This window comes from Arthrobacter sp. H14, assembly GCF_000520495.1.
Taxonomy (GTDB): Bacteria; Actinomycetota; Actinomycetes; order Actinomycetales; family Micrococcaceae; genus Arthrobacter_C.
Window position 1 is genome coordinate 1 of the sequence record NZ_KI914644.1, and the last position, 15,301, is coordinate 15,301.

A 15,301-nucleotide genomic window follows, 5' to 3' on the forward strand; every position below is an offset into this window, starting at 1 on the left:
GGCCGCCGCAGTCGTCGTTATTGGGCTTGGTGTCCTCGGCTGGAGCCGCGCGCCGGCGGAATCAGGGCCAGTACGACGGCGGTCCGGCCGCCAAAGTGCCGCACCCGCTCCGCCGAAGGCGAAGCATGGACGGCTGCCTGCCGTTGTCTGGGCGTATGCCGCAGCGGCGTTCGCGACCGGTGCCGGAATCCAGGCCACCAATGTCTATCTGCCGCTCTTTTCGCAGCGCGAACTGGGCTTCTCACTCGTCCTGGCCGGTCTCACCGCGGCGCTCGCGGGGGTGGTGGGCATCGCCTCGCGCGTGTTCTGGGGCCGGGCGATGGCCGGGAACCGGAACGGATTCTCACTGTTGTTGATCCTGGCCTCGGGAGCGACGGCCGGTGCGCTGCTGTTGCTGCTGTCCGCGCCGGCTCAGCAACAGTGGATGTTGTGGGCCGGAACTTTCCTGCACGGTGCCACAGCTTTGGCGGTCAACGTCGTCGTGATGGCCGGGGTTATGGCGGAGGTTCCGCGGGAACGGGCGGGCGCCGCCTCAGGTGCCGTATCGCTGGGGATGTATGTGGGATTCGGGCTGGGGCCGTTGATTATGGGGCTGCTCCTTGAAGCGTTCGGCGGTTTCCAAGCCGGTTGGACTTTCGTGCTCGTCGCCTACCTGGTCTGCGGCGTGCTCTCGCTCGCTGCCCGAAAAAGGCGGGCGGCCTGACCACATAGAGCAACCGCGAGCGCGCTCGCGCAGGCCGTCACGGGCCTGGGTGCCCGGACGGAACCAGATCCTCTCAGCTGCAGGATTAGAGTCAGGATTTGGCCCGAAACACCGTGTCCTGCCATTCCTTGTGCGCCGTCTTGTCCCGGCTCATCATGACGTGCTTGACGTTGGTGTATTCCTCCAGCGAGTAGGCAGACATGTCTTTGCCGAACCCCGACGCCTTGTAGCCACCGTGCGGCATTTCCGAGACGACCGGAATGTGGTCGTTGATCCACACGCAGCCGGCCTGGATCTCCTCGCTGGCGCGCAACGATTTGGCCAGATCGTTGGTCCAGGCCGAGGCGGCGAGACCGTATTGGGTGTCATTGGCCAACCGCAGGCCGTCGTCGTCGGAATCAAACGGTAAGGCGGTGAGTACGGGGCCGAAAACCTCTTCCTGGACGATCTCCGAATCCTGCGCCACGTCCACCACCAAGGTCGGTTCGTAGAAGGCGCCGGCGGCCAGCTCGCCGCTCGGTGCCTTGCCGCCGGCCAGGATCCGTGCCCCGGAGGCCCGCGCTCGTTCGACGAATCCGGCAACCTTGTCGCGGTGCTGATGGCTGATCAGGGAGCCCAGATCGGTCGAATCCAACGCCGGATCGCCGACCGTCACCCCGGCCATGAGTTCCGCGACCCGTTGGGTGAAGGCCTCGAACAGCGGCCGCTGGACATACGCCCGTGTCGCCGCAGTACAGTCCTGTCCACCGTTGATGATGGAACCGGCCACCGCACCGTGAGCCGCGGCCTCCACATCGGCGTCGTCGAACACCACGAAGGGAGCCTTGCCGCCGAGCTCAAGGTGGACCCGCTTGGCGGTTGCGCTGGCCATTTCCATGATCCGCCGGCCGACCGCGGTGGAGCCGGTGAAAGAGGTCATGACGACGTCGGGGTGCCGCACCAGATGCTCACCTGCGGCCCGGCCGGTGCCTGTGACAATGTTGATGACACCGTCCGGTATTCCTGCCGCCGCTGCCGCTTCGGCGAACATCAGCGACGTTCCTGGCGTGAGTTCGGAGGGCTTGAGCACGATGGTGTTGCCGGCCGCGATGGCGGGCAGGATCTTCCAACCGGCCATTTGGAACGGATAGTTCCACGGAGAGATGGAGCCTATGACGCCGATGGGTTCGCGGCGGATCATCGACGTCTGCCCCGCAAGGTACTCACCGGCCGCGAGCCCCTGGAGCTGACGCGCCGCACCGGCGAAGAAGGACGTGTTGTCGATGGTTCCGGGAATGTCGAATTCGGTCGACATCCGGATGGATTTTCCGGTTTGCGCGGTTTCGACGGCAGCAAGGTCGGCGGCGCGGCGGTCCAGCTCGGCCGCCAGCTTGAGCAGCGCATCGGAGCGTTCGCCCGGTGTCATCCGGGACCACGGAGTGAAGGCGCGCTTGGCGGCGGCAACGGCCATGTCGACGTCGTCCGTATTGGCATAGCGCAGCGTTTCGGCAACTTCGCCGGTGGCTGGATTGACCCGTTTGGCTTCCTCGCCGCGGCCTTCGCGGTATTGGCCGTCAATGAACTGGTGCATGTCGGACTCCGTCACTTCCGTCGTCGTAATAAGGGTTGAGGTGGAGCAAGCGTCAGGAATCGAAGCCCATCCCGAGGCGGTCCAGCAGCTTCAGCCAGGGACCCCGCCGGCCCTGGTTCCGGTCGGCCCGGATCAGCGCCGCAGTGGTGATTTTGATGCCCAGCCATGCCAGCGGCTCGGGAGGGAAGGGCAGCGGGCGTTTCCGTACCATCCGCAGATTCGTGCGTTCGGTGGGCGTGCCGGCCAGCAGATCCAGCATTACATTGGCGCCGAACCGGGTCGCGCCGACGCCGAGGCCGGTATAGCCGGCGCAATACGCGACACGGCCGCCGTGTGCGGTGCTGAAGAAGGCGAAGAACCGGCTGCAGGTGTCGATCGCGCCGCCCCAGGTATGCGTGAACTGCACGCCCTCCAGTTGGGGAAAGGTGGCGAAAAAGTGCGCCGCCAGCTTGGCGAATGTCTCCGCGCGCTGCTCATAGCCGCGCCGCATCTTCCGTCCGAAGTGGTAGACAGCGTCGTAGCCGCCGAACAGGATGCGGTTGTCGTCGGTCAGCCGGTAGTAGTGGAACCGGTTGTTCAGGTCGGACAGGCCCTGCCGGTTGTGCCAGCCGATCGACTGCAGTTGTTCGACGCTGAGCGGCTCCGTCATCAGCACGTAGTCGTAGACCGGCACTGTGTGCAGCCGGGTGCGCTTGAGCAGGGACGGAAACGCGTTGGTGGCCAAGGCGACGCGCGAGGCGTTGACCGTGCCGCCGTCGGTATCCAGGAGCATCGAGTGCGCGGTTGAAGTGATCTTCCGGACCGGCGTGTGTTCATGGATTACGACGCCGGCTTCCAGGCACGCGCGCTGCAGTCCCCAGGCGAGCGCAGCCGGGTTGAGCATGGCCGTGCCCTTCTTATCCCACAATCCGGCCAGATAGAGCGGGGACTGGACTTCCTTCCGGACCGCCTCACGGTCGAGGAAGACGATATCCGGGTCCTTGCCGTCTTCCTCCCGCAGCCAGCCGATCTGGTGCTCCTCAGTGGCGACGTCGAGCGAGCCGGTCCACTCAAAACTGCAGTCGATACCGTACTTGTCGATGGTGTCGGCGATCTCCTGCAGGTTCTCCAGCCCGAGCCGGCGCAGCAGGGCCGCCTCGTCCGGCAAGTGCGCCTCGCCGTTGGCGTCGCCGTGGGTCAGGCTGGCGGAGCAGAAGCCGCCATTGCGTCCGGAGGCAGCCCAGCCGATCCGCGCCCCTTCCAACAGCACCACCCGCCGGTCCGGATCGCGTTCCTTCGCGAGCAGTGCCGTCCACAGCCCGGTGTAACCACCACCGACGACGGCGAGGTCAGTATGCGTGTCCGTGGTGAGCGGGGGCAGCGCCTCCGGCCGGGCATGATCGTCGAGCCAGGCCGGTTCCGTCGAGGCGTCTGCCAAGGCGGTGGCGACGGCGGACCGCGGAACTGACTTCTCGGCGTCGTCGTAACTGGTCATACAGTAATCCTTTGTCCAAGCCGGTCATGGACAACCTGGCCGCCCACCATAGTCAGGTCGGCGCCGACGATGTGCAGGTCGGCCGGGTCCAGTTCGAACGGGTCCGTATTCATCACGGCGATGTCGGCGAGCAGGCCCGGCTCAATCCGGCCTGCCTCTTCCTGCCGGTTCAGCCAGGCGGAGCCGGAAGTGTAGGCGGCCAGGGCGGTCTGCAGCGACAGCGATTCCGCAGGAACCAGCGGCTCGACGGATGGCGCATCCGGCTCGCGGCGGCTAACGGCGACGTGGATGGCCTGCCAGGGATCCGGCGTCGAAACCGGCCAGTCGGAACCCATTGCCAGGGCCGCCCCGGAGGAGACCAGAGAGCGGAACGGATACTGCCAGCCCGACCTCTCCCGGCCCAGGACCGGAACGGTCAACTCCGTCATCTGCTGGTCGTTGCAGGCCCACAATGCCTGCGCGTTCGCGGTTACTTCCAAGGCTGCAAAGCGCGGGATATCGGTGGGATGGACGATTTGGATGTGCGCCATGTGGTGGCGTCTGTCGCTGCGGCTTCCGCCGTGGCCATTGTGGCGGCGGGCATGTTCGACGGCGTCAAGGCCGTCGCGGACGGCGCGGTCGCCAATCACGTGCATGTGCAGATCGAAACCGGCAGCATCGAGGGCCGCCGACGCCTGCAACAGAACGTCCTTCGGCAGGTAGGTCAGGCCACGGTCCGGCTCCGGACCGCCAGCTATCCCGGCACAGGAGCAGGGGCGAAGATAGGGCTCGAGCATCGCCGCTGTCTGGTTCTCCGGGACGCCGTCGACCATGATCTTGGCGCTGACCGTCGGGAAACCGGCCGCCGCATTGATCCGGCGCCGTTCGCCGAATTCCTCCACCAGTTCGGCAATGTTCTCTGTGGTGGTGGTCCGCGGAACCCACATGGATCCGGTGGCCCGGCCGGTCAGTTGGCCGCTTTCGAGCAGCCTGCGGTAGCTCGCGCTGGCATCGCCATACCCGGCGTAGTCGCCCAGGATTGCTTCCTGCCACCCCGTCACGCCCAGGCCATGCAGATACTGCTGACCCTCCAGCAGGCCTTGGTCCATCTCCGACTGGGTCAGGGCAGGAATCAGCCGGTTGACCAGATCCATCGCGCCTTCGTGCAACGTGCCGGTCGGGTTGCCCTTTTCGTCGCGCTCCACCCGCCCGTCGGCCGGATCCGGGGTGCCGGCGTCGATCCCTGCCATCCGCAATGCCACGGAATTGACCCACGCCCCGTGATGGTCGCGGTTGATCAGGTAGACCGGCCGGTCCGGCGCGACGGCGTCGAGCAGCTCTTTCGTAGGCGTGCCGCCGGGGAAGTCGTGCATGTACCAGCCGCCCCCGGCAATCCACGCCTTGTGGGTGCCTGCCGCGTATTCACTTACCTTGGCGACCAGGGCGGAAGCGCCGCTGGTCTGGGACAAATCGCAGCCCAGGCGCTCGATGCCGGCCGTGACGGTGTGCACGTGTGCGTCGGTAAAACCGGGGGACAGCAGCCGGCCGTGGAGGTTGACCGCTTCGGCGGCTGTCCCGGCCGCGGCACGGACTTCGTCATCAGTTCCGACGGCGATGATCCTGCCCGCGCGCACGGCAACAGCCGTGGCTGAAGGATGCAGGCGCCACCCGTCGAAGACCCGTCCGGAGTGGAAGACCCAGTCAGCCGTCATGGTTGCCTTCCACATGGGCATCGGCCGCCGCAAGCGCCTCATCCAGAATGTCCAGCCCCGCGTTGGCGTCTTCGACGGTGATGTTCAGTGGCGGGACCACATGGATGCGGTTGAAGTTGGCGAACGGAAGCAGACCGCGGGACTTGCAGACAGCCACCAGTTCGTTCATTTCCGGGCTCGAACCGCCATAGGGGGCCAACGGTTCCCGGGTCTGACGATTCTTGACCAGCTCGACAGCCCAGAACGCTCCGGTGCCGCGCACTTCCCCGACAGCCGGATGCCGGGCGGCGATGGCTTCCAGCCGCGGACCGAGTACCTCCCTGCCCAGCATGGCGGCGTGGCCGATCATGTCCTCGTCGCGCATGGCGTTGATCGTGGCCACGGCTGCCGCCGTCGCCAGCGGATGGCCGGAGTAGGTGAGGCCGCCGGGATATGGCCGGTTGTCAAAGGTTGCCGCAATTTCGGCGGAGATGGCCACACCCCCGAGCGGGACATAGCCGGAGTTCACGCCCTTGGCAAAGGTCAGCAGGTCCGGAACGACGTCGAAATGTTCGATGGCGAACCACTTGCCGGAGCGGCCGAACCCGGCCATCACCTCGTCGGCGATCAAGATAATGCCATACTTCGTGGCCAGTTCGCGGACGCCTTTAACATAACCCGGAGGCGGAATCATGATGCCGGCGGTGCCGGGGATGGACTCCAGGATCAGCGCCGCGAAGCTGGAGCTCCCTTCGTACTGAATCAGCTGCTCGAGGTGCTCCAGTGCCCGCTGGCATTCCTCCTCTTCCGTGCTGGCGTGGAAAGCGGTGCGGTACAGGTACGGCGGGAAGAAGTGGACGGTGCCGGCGTTGCCGTAGTCATTGGGTATCCGCCGTGGGTCACCGGTGATGTTGATCGCCAGGGAGGTGCCGCCATGGTAGGAGCGGTAGGCGGACAGGACCTTGTACTTTCCGGTGTGCAGCCGGGCCATCCGGATGGCGTGCTCGACGGCTTCGGCACCGGCATTGGTGAAGAGAATCCGGTCCAGATCCCCTGGCGTCAGCTCCGCGATCAGCCGCGCAGCCTCGGAGCGCGCGTCATTCACATGCTGCGGAGCAACGGTGCAGAGTTTCAGCGCCTGGTCCCGGATGGCTTCAACCACCTTCGGGTGCTGATGGCCGATATTGGTATTGACCAGCTGCGAGGAGAAGTCGAGCAGCCGGTCTCCCTCCCCGTCCCAGACGTAGGAACCTTCGGCCCGGGTGATGGTCATCGGCTTGATCTGAGCCTGCGCGGACCACGAGTGGAAGACATGCTTCCGGTCCAGCTCGTAGGCGCGCCGTCCGGCGGCGAGTTCGTCGTCGGATATCCGGATGCTGGAGGCAACGGTCATGAATCTCTCCTCTGTGACGGGACTTTCCTGTGCTGCATCAGCGCCGGCCCGAAACCAGATCTGCCGCTGTGGCGATGGGGGACGTGGTCTTCCGACCGTTGCTTTCGGCCTTGTCTGCGGCGGCATATGCCCGGTAGAGGGCCTTGACGGCGATCCAGCGCAACGGTTCGGGCTCCCACTGACGCACCCGGCGGTTCACCCAGGGCATCGCGGTCAGCTCGCTCCCGGGATGCAGAATCAGGTCGCGCAAGGTCCTGCCGGCCAGATTCGACGCCGCCACCCCGGTTCCGACGTAGCCGCCGGCCCAACCAATGCCGGACTTCAAGTCCAGCCCGACTGTGGCCTTCCAATCCCGTGGAACACCCAGCACGCCCGACCACGCATGATCGATATGGGCACCCGCCGCGGCGGGAAACATTCCGCGCAGGATTCCGGCCAGCTGGGCGATCGTTTCCGGCTGCGTGGCGCCGTCGGTATCTGTCCTGGACCCGTACCGGTACGGCACGCCGCGGCCGCCCAGGGCAATCCTGTTATCGGACGTCCGCTGGGCATACATGTAGGCATGGGCCATATCCGACACCGTATCGAACTGCTCCCAGCCGATCTCCGACCAGACACCGTCGCTGAGCGGTTCGGTGACGATCATTGAGGAATTCATTGGCAGCCACTCGCGGTGTGAGCCCTTTAGATTGGCGGTGAACCCCTCCGTCGCCCGCACGATGTAGGCGGCGTCGACGTTGCCGCGATCCGTTATTGCCCGTCCGGTGGTGATTTCGGTGACCGTGGTGTCCTCATAAATCCGCACACCGCTCCGCTCGACGGCTGCCGCCAGTCCCCGGGCGAGTCTGGCCGGGTGGATCCGCGCGCAATGCGGGTGGTGAATGGCGCCCAGCGTTCCAGCAATGTTCACCCGGGCCCGGCTTTCGCTCGCGGACAACAACGTGGTGCCGGCCTCCGGCCAGTGCGCTTCCCCCGCAGCCCAACTCTGCAGCCGCCGCAGTTGTGCAGGATTGCGTGCCACGTTCAGCTCGCCGCCCTTGACGATGGCGGCGTCGATCCTTTCGGCTTCCGCCACCGCGATGACTTCGTCCACCGTCTCGTTCAGCAGCGTCTGGAACCGGCCCACGAGGGCCCTGCCATGGTCCTTTACATACTGTCCACGGCCGCCGGTGATGCTGTTGGTGAGCCAACCGCCGTTGCGGCCGGAAGCTCCGAACCCCGCGAACCGGCTCTCCAGCACCACGATCCGCAACCGCGGCTGTGCCTTTTTGAGGTAATAAGCGGTCCACAACCCCGTATATCCCGCACCAACGATTACGACGTCGGCGCTGATGTCTCCGTCGAGGGCCGGGCGGGGTTCGGGAAGCCCCTGCCCGGCATACCAAAAGGAGACCTGGCCATTCGTGGTTTGCTGTGTTCCGGCGTCCATCTGCATCAGAGGTGGTTCAGGCCCTCCACCAACACCGAGCGGAGGATCTGCTCAATCTGATCGAATTCGGGCTGTCCGATCGTCAGCGGCGGCGCCAACTGTACGACAGGGTCGCCACGGTCATCGGCGCGGCAGTACAGGCCAGCCTCGAAGAGCGCATTGGAAAGGTAACCGCGGAGCAGGTGCTCGGACTCGTCGTCGTTGAAGGTTTCCTTGGTCGCCTTGTCCTTGACCAGTTCGATGCCGTAGAAGTAGCCCTCGCCCCGCACATCGCCGACGATCGGCAGGTCGAGCAGCTTTTCCAAGGTGGCACGGAATGCCGGAGCGTTCTGCTTGACGTTATTGTTCAGGCCCTCGCGTTCGAAAATATCCAGGTTGGCCATGGCGACGGCGGCAGAAACCGGATGCCCGCCGAAGGTGTAGCCGTGGTAGAAGGTCGTGTCTCCGGTCTTGAACGGCTCGAACAGCCGGTCGGAGGCGATCATCGCGCCGATGGGAGAGTACCCGCTGGTCATGCCCTTGGCGCAGGTGATCATGTCCGGCACGTAGTCGAAGTCGGTGCTGGCGAACATTGATCCGATCCGGCCGAAGGCGCAGATGACTTCGTCGGAGACCAGCAGGACATCGTATTCGTCGCAGATCTCGCGTACCCGCTTGAAGTATCCCGGTGGTGGTGGGAAGCAGCCGCCGGAGTTCTGTACAGGTTCCAGGAACACCGCTGCCACGGTGTCCGGGCCTTCAAATTCGATGGCCTCGCCGATCCGGTCCGCGGCCCAGCGGCCGAAGGCTTCCGGATCCTCCAGCCCCGCCGGAGCGCGGTACTGATTAGTGTTCGGCACCCGGAAGGCGCCCGGCACCAGTGGCTCGAACGGAGCTTTCATGTCGGGGATGCCGGTGATGGATAGGGCGCCCTGGGGTGTGCCGTGGTAGGCAACGGCCCGGGAGATTACCTTGGTTTTATCCGGCTTTCCCGTGAGCTTGAAGTACTGCTTGGCCAGCTTCCACGCGGACTCGACCGCCTCGCCGCCGCCAGTGGTGAAAAAGACGCGGTTCAGGTCGCCGGGAGCATAATGCGCCAGCCGCTCGGAGAGGTCGATGGCGGCCGGGTGGGCGTAGGACCATAGCGGCATGAACGCCAGTTCCCTGGCCTGTCGGGCTGCGGCCTGCGCCAGTTCTTCGCGGCCATGGCCGACCTGGACGACGAAGAGACCGGACAATCCGTCAATGTAGCCGTTGCCCTGATCGTCGTAGATCATGTGGCCCTCGCCGCGGCTGATCACCGGCACCGTGCCACCGTTGGCCAGATTGGAGTGCCGGGCCATGTGCATCCACAGGTGGTCGCGTGCCGCCTGTTGCCGGTCGGTTCCGCGCGGTGTGGTTGGGGTCTTCAAGGATTGGGCAGTGCTGGTGATTGTCATCTGGTCCCCCAGTTGTATTCCTGCTTGCGCAGCGATAGGTACATGAACGTTTCGGTGCTGTGCACACCGGGAATGTCGCGGATTTCGCTGACCAGGCGGACGAGATCCTGGTCGTTTTCGCAGACGATTTCGGCAAGGATGTCGAATGAACCTGCACTCACCAGGCAATAGTCGACCTGCCGCAAGGCCGCTACCCGGTCTGAAACGGCCAAGACATCGTTGCCGGCTTTGATTCCGAGCATCGCCTGCCGGGAGAAGCCAAGCTGCATCGGATCGGTGACGGCAACTATCTGCATCACTCCGTGATCGATGAGTTTTTGGACCCGCTGGCGGACGGCTGCCTCTGACAGACCGACCGCTTTGCCGATCGACGCATAGGAGCGCCGGCCATCTTCCTGCAGTTGTTCGATGATGGCTTTGGCCACGTCATCCACGGAACCATTACTGGCCGCTTCAGAATTCATACCCGTCCACCTCCTCAGTGTGACTCGTTGGATTTGATGCCGTCCTGCTATTGAATCCGTTGTAAATCAGAAGCGCAATAGGCAGATTTCGTTGCATAACAAAAATTTATCTACGGAACCTATTGTTTGCAGGGCCAACGTCTGGAAATATCTACGGCACAACTTGTCGGCTTAATAAGGGGAGAATGCGATGACGCCACGACGCTTACCGGAAGATCCACAGTTGCGGCGGCTGGTCGTGGCACAGATGTCCCGCCGGAACGTGCTGACCGGAGCAGGTGGACTCACACTGGCTGGACTGCTGGCCGCCTGCGGAACCGGCGGTACGCCAACCAGCCAGGGGTCCGCTGAGGGCGGGGCCGTTGTTGATCGGTCCGCCGAGGAGAAAATCGTCAACTGGGCCAACTGGACCTTGTATCTGGACTACGACAGTGAAGCCCAGACGTACCCTTCGCTCGACGCCTTCACCAAGCAGACCGGCATCCAGGCGAACTATTCCGAGGATATCGACGGCAACGACTCATACTTCGGGAAGGTCCAGGGCCAACTGGCCGCCGGCCAGGACATTGGACAGGACATCGTCACGCTGACGGACTGGATGACCGCCCGGATGATCCGGCTTGGATACACCCAGGAACTTGACCGGTCCAATATCCCGAACGCGAAGAACCTCCTTCGGAACCTGCAGGACGTGGACTTCGATCCCGGCCGCAAGCACTCGCTGACCTGGCAGTCCGGCTTTGCCGGCATCGCCTGGAACAAGAAGGCCATCCCCGGGGGCTTGAAGAGTGTCTCGGACCTCTGGAATCCTGAGCTCAGGGGCAGGGTCGAAGTCCTCGATGAAATGCGCGACACCCTGGGGCTGATGATGCTGGAGAACGGCGTCGACATCGGCGGAAACTGGGGCGACGACGAATTCGACAACGCCCTGGACGACCTGCGCAGGGAGATCGCCAACGGACAGATCCGGCAGGTCAAGGGCAACTCCTACAAACAGGACCTGATCTCCGAAGACGCGCTCGCCGTCGTCGCCTGGTCCGGCGACATTACCCAGCTCAACTTCGAGCAGGGCGATAAGTGGGAGTTCATCCTGCCTGAAGCCGGCGGCACGCTATGGTCCGACAACCTGATGGTCCCTGTCGCCTCGCCGCACAAGACCAACGCGGAGAAGTTGATGAACTTCTACTACGATCCGGAAAATGCAGCCACGGTCGCGGCGTGGGTGAACTACATTTCACCGGTTGCGGGAGCCAGGGAAGCCATGGAGAAAGTTGACCCCTCGCTGGTGGACAATCCGTTGATTTTCCCCACGGACGAGTATCTGGCCGACGCCCACGTGATCCGGACCCTCAGTGCGGACGAAGAGACCAAATACAACGACCGTTTCCAGAAGGCAATCGGCAACTAATGGTATTGACGGACGCAGCAAGAGACAGCCGCATGGAAACCTCTGAAGACCGCGGAGCCGACCTCCGCTTGAGCTCCATCACCAAACGCTTCGATGACTTCGTCGCCGTCGACAACCTGGACCTGACGGTTCCGGCGGGTTCCTTTTTCGCGCTGCTCGGCCCGTCCGGTTGCGGGAAGACCACCACTTTGCGGATGGTGGCGGGGCTGGAGCGGCCGACGTCGGGCAGCATCAGTATTGGCGGTCAGGATGTCACCAAAACCAGCGCGTATGAGCGGCCGGTCAATACTGTCTTCCAAAGCTATGCCTTGTTCCCGCACATGAGTGTGTTCGACAATGTGGTTTTCGGGCTTAAACGCCGGAAGGTCAAGGATGCAGCGGCGCAGGCGAAAGCCGTACTCGAACTGGTCGAGCTCAGCCATCTTGGTGCCCGGCGGCCTGCGCAGCTGTCCGGCGGGCAGCAGCAGCGGGTCGCTCTGGCACGGGCCATCGTCAATCACCCAGCTGTCCTGCTCCTTGACGAACCGCTCGGCGCCCTGGATATGAAGCTTCGGCGGCAGATGCAGGGCGAGCTGAAGAAGATCCAGATGGACGTCGGCCTAACCTTTATTCATGTGACCCACGACCAAGAGGAAGCCATGACGATGGCGGACACGGTCGCGGTGATGAACGCCGGCCGGGTCGAACAGATGGGCGCGCCGCGGGATCTGTACGACCTGCCGAAAACGCCCTTCGTCGCAAACTTCCTGGGCAAATCCAATCTTGTGGCCGGCACGATCACTGAAGACCTCGGTGATACAGTGGCCCTCAACGCTGGTGGGAACCGGATCATGGTGCATAAATCCCGCACCACCAGTACCGTCGGATCGGTGCTGGTCGGAATCCGTCCGGAGAAGCTGCAAATCCTGCACGCCTCCGACGCGCCTGCCGGGCCCAATCAGCTGCGCGGCCGTGTGAGCGACGTATCCTTCACCGGCGTGAGCACAGAGTATCTCGTTGATATTCCGGGAATCGGGGCGCTGGGCGTCTTCAGCCAGAACCGGGGACAGGACTCGGCAGAGCGCGGCGATGAAGTTGTCCTGGTCTGGGATACCGCGCATACCTTTGGGCTCGCCGGCACGGAGGATGCGCTCAGCGGGATCGAAGAGGCGGCCGTGCTATGAGCCTGCTGGCCACCCGGCGCCAGCAGCAAACCGGCGCCGGCAAGGGCAAAAACGGCAGAAAGCGCAACAAACCGGAGGACTTCCGCAGTCCCGGGGAAGTCGCGGCCGACAAGCGCAAGAGCCACATGGGTTATTGGCTGATCCTGCCCGGGTTTATTTTCATGCTGCTGTTCTTTGTGCTGCCGGTCTTCTCACTGCTGGCGACTTCGCTCTACACCAAGCCGCCCGGAGCCGACATCGGGCAGTTCGCTCCTGCACTTCAGTTCAGCAACTATGCGGTGGTACTGCAGGATTACTGGGCGGAATTGATCCGTTCGTTCGGTTTTGCGCTGATCGCCACCGTAGCAGCGCTACTGATTGGCTATCCGATGGCGTACCTGGTCGCGGTCCGGCTGCGTCATCGCAATCTGCTGCGCGGGATCCTGCTGGTGCTGATCATCGCGCCGTTCTTCACCAGTTTTATCCTGCGCACGCAGGCCTGGAAGCAGATCCTGGCGGATGAGAGTCTGGTCGTCTCCGCCTTACAGGCGGTGGCCTTATTGCCTGAGGATGGCCGGCTGACCGCCACCGCCTTTGCCGTGGTCTGCGGCCTGACGTATAACTTCCTTCCGTTCATGACGCTCCCGATCTACGCGAGTTTGGAAAGGTTGGACACCCGGCTCCTTGAAGCGAGTTCCGACCTCTACTCCAATGCATTTACGACCTTCCGGAGAGTGACCCTGCCGCTGTCCATGCCCGGTGTTATGGCGGGGACGCTGCTGACCTTTATCCCGGCGTCGGGCGACTACATTAATGCGGCGCTGCTGGGAAACAACCAGGACACGACCATGATCGGCCAGGTTATCGATTCCAGGTTCTTCCGCGTCGTCGACTATCCCGGCGCCTCGGCACTGTCCTTCATACTGATGCTCGCGATTCTGGCGCTGGTCACCTTGTACGTGCGCCGTTTCGGCACCAAAGAACTGATCTAGGGGAGCTGCACGTGAAACAAGCGATCGGCCGCTGGGTGATACCGGTACTGGGCGGGCTCGCCTTCGTGTTCCTGCTGGTTCCCGTTGCCTACGTGTTTGCGTACTCCTTTAACGACGGCGGCCGGGCGAACCTGACCTGGCAGGGCTTTACCCTGGACAACTGGGGAAACCCCTGCGGCGCTCCCGCCGTCTGCGAATCGCTGGCCAACAGCCTGCAGATCAGCGCCGTCGCCACGGTTTTTGCCACTATTCTCGGCACCGCGATCGCCATTGGCCTGGTGCGTTACAGGTTTAAATTCAACGCCACGGCCAATATGCTGATTTTCCTGCCGCTGGCGACGCCGGAAGTTGTATTGGGAGCTTCGCTGCTCGCACAGTTCCTGAATGTGGGCGCAGACCTCGGCATCGGGACCATCATTCTCGCGCATACGATGTTCTGCATTTCGTTCGTGGTCGTGACGGTCAAAGCCCGCGTGGCCAGCCTCGACTCCAGAATGGAGGAGGCCGCGGCGGATCTGTATGCGTCTCCAGTCCAGGCATTCTGGCGGATCACCTTCCCATTGCTGCTGCCCGGTATCGTCGCTGCGGCGCTGCTGTCTTTCGCCATCAGTTTCGACGACTTCATCATCACGAATTTCAACTCAGGCAATGTGGAAACGTTCCCGAAGTTTATCTACGTGGCGGCCACCCGGGGCATTCCCGCCCAGGCCAACGTGATCGGCTCGGCCGTGTTCCTCATTGCGCTGGTGATCGTCATAGCCGTGCAGATTCTCTCCGCCCGACGCGCGAAGATGCTCGCCGCCCGCTAAGTTCCTGCCGCCGTCGGACAGTAGAGTAGTAACGGTCCAAAGGAGGTGGCAATGGCAGGCAATACCTCCCAGCCGGGTGCCACCGTGCTTTCCCGCACTATGCAGATCCTGGCCTGCTTCTCGGAGGAAAAGCCGCGGCTGGGCCTGCGCGAAATTTCCGCCCTGTCCGGTCTGCCGGTCTCCACCGCGCACAGGATGCTCAAGGAACTCCGGGTGCAGGGGCTGCTGGACTGCGACGACGGCGACAAGCGGTATTCGATTGGTACCAGGTTGTGGGAGATAGGCGAACTGTCCGACGTCAGCCTCCGGCTGCGCGAAACCGCCCTGCCCTACATGCTCGAACTCTACGAAGCGGCCGGTGAAAACGTCCATCTGGCGGTCCTCTCCGGCGTCGAAGCGCTGTACGTCGCCCGATTGATCGGACACCGCTCAGTGCCGACCGTCAGCAGGATGGGCGGACGGCTCCCGCTGCACACCACCGGCGTCGGAAAGGTTCTGCTGGCATTCCAGCCGGATGATTTTGTCGACGTTTATCTTGGGGATGCGCTGGCGAGACCGACCGCCTATTCCGTTATTTTCGCACCGAAGCTGCGGGCCGAAATAGAGCAGACCCGCCGGAGCGGCTTTGCGCTCACCAGCCAGGAGATGACGCTCGGCAATGTGTCGATTGCCGTGCCGATTACCGATTCCGGGGACCGGGTGTTCGCCGCCATCAGCTTGGTCCTGCATACCGCCCGCGCCGATGTGCGCCGTTTCGTGCCGCTGCTGCGCAGGGCGGCGGCGGGTATTTCCGAAAGTCTGGCCGGGCATGCCACTGAGTGGGATTAGT

13 protein-coding genes are annotated in these 15,301 nt (G+C 63.7%); 6 read left to right on the forward strand and 7 right to left on the reverse strand.

What is annotated here, in order from left to right; genetic code table 11:
- A partial coding sequence (locus tag Y707_RS0107695; protein ID WP_026534634.1) for an MFS transporter occupies positions 1–703 on the forward strand: 703 nt, incomplete at its 5' end.
- Between the two features lie 91 nt (positions 704–794).
- On the opposite strand, the gene Y707_RS0107700 is transcribed toward Y707_RS0107695, so the two are convergent.
- Genes Y707_RS0107700 through Y707_RS0107730 form a run of 7 tightly spaced genes read right to left on the reverse strand, consistent with a single transcriptional unit; the run spans position 795 to position 10,121 of the window.
- Positions 795–2,273, reverse strand: coding sequence for a gamma-aminobutyraldehyde dehydrogenase (locus Y707_RS0107700; protein ID WP_035780813.1), 1,479 nt, complete (start codon positions 2,271–2,273; stop codon positions 795–797).
- Between the two features lie 52 nt (positions 2,274–2,325).
- Complete coding sequence (locus tag Y707_RS0107705; protein ID WP_051441761.1) at positions 2,326–3,747, reverse strand: NAD(P)/FAD-dependent oxidoreductase; 1,422 nt, start codon at positions 3,745–3,747, stop codon at positions 2,326–2,328.
- A complete protein-coding gene (locus Y707_RS0107710; RefSeq protein ID WP_026534637.1) occupies positions 3,744–5,438 on the reverse strand; it encodes an amidohydrolase in 1,695 nt (564 codons plus the stop codon). The genes Y707_RS0107705 and Y707_RS0107710 overlap by 4 nt, the downstream gene beginning before the upstream one ends.
- Positions 5,428–6,810 carry an aspartate aminotransferase family protein gene (locus tag Y707_RS0107715; RefSeq protein WP_026534638.1) on the reverse strand — a complete coding sequence of 461 codons (1,383 nt, stop codon included), beginning with the start codon at positions 6,808–6,810 and terminating at the stop codon, positions 5,428–5,430. The genes Y707_RS0107710 and Y707_RS0107715 overlap by 11 nt, the downstream gene beginning before the upstream one ends.
- Positions 6,811–6,847: 37 nt before the next feature.
- Complete coding sequence (locus Y707_RS0107720) at positions 6,848–8,239, reverse strand: NAD(P)/FAD-dependent oxidoreductase (RefSeq protein WP_035780850.1); 1,392 nt, start codon at positions 8,237–8,239, stop codon at positions 6,848–6,850.
- A gap of 5 nt (positions 8,240–8,244) precedes the next feature.
- Positions 8,245–9,657, reverse strand: coding sequence for an aspartate aminotransferase family protein (locus Y707_RS0107725; protein WP_035780815.1), 1,413 nt, complete (start codon positions 9,655–9,657; stop codon positions 8,245–8,247).
- Positions 9,654–10,121: an Lrp/AsnC family transcriptional regulator gene (locus Y707_RS0107730; protein WP_026534641.1), complete on the reverse strand. Its 468-nt coding sequence runs from the start codon at positions 10,119–10,121 to the stop codon at positions 9,654–9,656. Before Y707_RS0107730 ends, Y707_RS0107725 begins: the two co-directional genes overlap by 4 nt.
- A 190-nt stretch (positions 10,122–10,311) precedes the next feature.
- On the opposite strand from Y707_RS0107730, the gene Y707_RS0107735 reads away from it, so the two are divergent.
- Genes Y707_RS0107735 through Y707_RS0107755 form a run of 5 tightly spaced genes read left to right on the forward strand, consistent with a single transcriptional unit; the run spans position 10,312 to position 15,300 of the window.
- Entirely contained in the window at positions 10,312–11,529 is a 1,218-nt protein-coding gene (locus Y707_RS0107735) for an ABC transporter substrate-binding protein (RefSeq protein WP_026534642.1), read from the forward strand.
- Positions 11,530–11,561: 32 nt separating this feature from the next.
- A complete protein-coding gene (locus Y707_RS0107740; protein ID WP_026534643.1) occupies positions 11,562–12,692 on the forward strand; it encodes an ABC transporter ATP-binding protein in 1,131 nt (376 codons plus the stop codon).
- On the forward strand, positions 12,689–13,663 hold the full coding sequence (locus tag Y707_RS0107745) for an ABC transporter permease (protein WP_081744714.1): 975 nt from the start codon (positions 12,689–12,691) through the stop codon (positions 13,661–13,663). The genes Y707_RS0107740 and Y707_RS0107745 overlap by 4 nt, the downstream gene beginning before the upstream one ends.
- 11 nt (positions 13,664–13,674) lie before the next feature.
- A complete protein-coding gene (locus tag Y707_RS0107750) occupies positions 13,675–14,472 on the forward strand; it encodes an ABC transporter permease (RefSeq protein ID WP_026534645.1) in 798 nt (265 codons plus the stop codon).
- 51 nt (positions 14,473–14,523) lie between these two features.
- Complete coding sequence (locus Y707_RS0107755) at positions 14,524–15,300, forward strand: IclR family transcriptional regulator (RefSeq protein WP_026534646.1); 777 nt, start codon at positions 14,524–14,526, stop codon at positions 15,298–15,300.
- The last annotated feature ends 1 nt before the right edge of the window (position 15,301 follow it).

What these genes read in the sequence shown, in the direction of transcription:
- Y707_RS0107700 (WP_035780813.1), bottom strand. Translation starts at nt 2,273, where the DNA reads ATGCACCAGTTCATTGACGGCCAATACCGCGAAGGCCGCGGCGAGGAA.
- Y707_RS0107705 (WP_051441761.1), bottom strand. Translation starts at nt 3,747, where the DNA reads ATGACCAGTTACGACGACGCCGAGAAGTCAGTTCCGCGGTCCGCCGTC.
- Y707_RS0107710 (WP_026534637.1), bottom strand. Translation starts at nt 5,438, where the DNA reads ATGACGGCTGACTGGGTCTTCCACTCCGGACGGGTCTTCGACGGGTGG.
- Y707_RS0107715 (WP_026534638.1), bottom strand. Translation starts at nt 6,810, where the DNA reads ATGACCGTTGCCTCCAGCATCCGGATATCCGACGACGAACTCGCCGCC.
- Y707_RS0107720 (WP_035780850.1), bottom strand. Translation starts at nt 8,239, where the DNA reads ATGGACGCCGGAACACAGCAAACCACGAATGGCCAGGTCTCCTTTTGG.
- Y707_RS0107725 (WP_035780815.1), bottom strand. Translation starts at nt 9,657, where the DNA reads ATGACAATCACCAGCACTGCCCAATCCTTGAAGACCCCAACCACACCG.
- Y707_RS0107730 (WP_026534641.1), bottom strand. Translation starts at nt 10,121, where the DNA reads ATGAATTCTGAAGCGGCCAGTAATGGTTCCGTGGATGACGTGGCCAAA.
- Y707_RS0107735 (WP_026534642.1), top strand. Translation starts at nt 10,312, where the DNA reads ATGACGCCACGACGCTTACCGGAAGATCCACAGTTGCGGCGGCTGGTC.
- Y707_RS0107740 (WP_026534643.1), top strand. Translation starts at nt 11,562, where the DNA reads ATGGAAACCTCTGAAGACCGCGGAGCCGACCTCCGCTTGAGCTCCATC.
- Y707_RS0107745 (WP_081744714.1), top strand. Translation starts at nt 12,689, where the DNA reads ATGAGCCTGCTGGCCACCCGGCGCCAGCAGCAAACCGGCGCCGGCAAG.
- Y707_RS0107755 (WP_026534646.1), top strand. Translation starts at nt 14,524, where the DNA reads ATGGCAGGCAATACCTCCCAGCCGGGTGCCACCGTGCTTTCCCGCACT.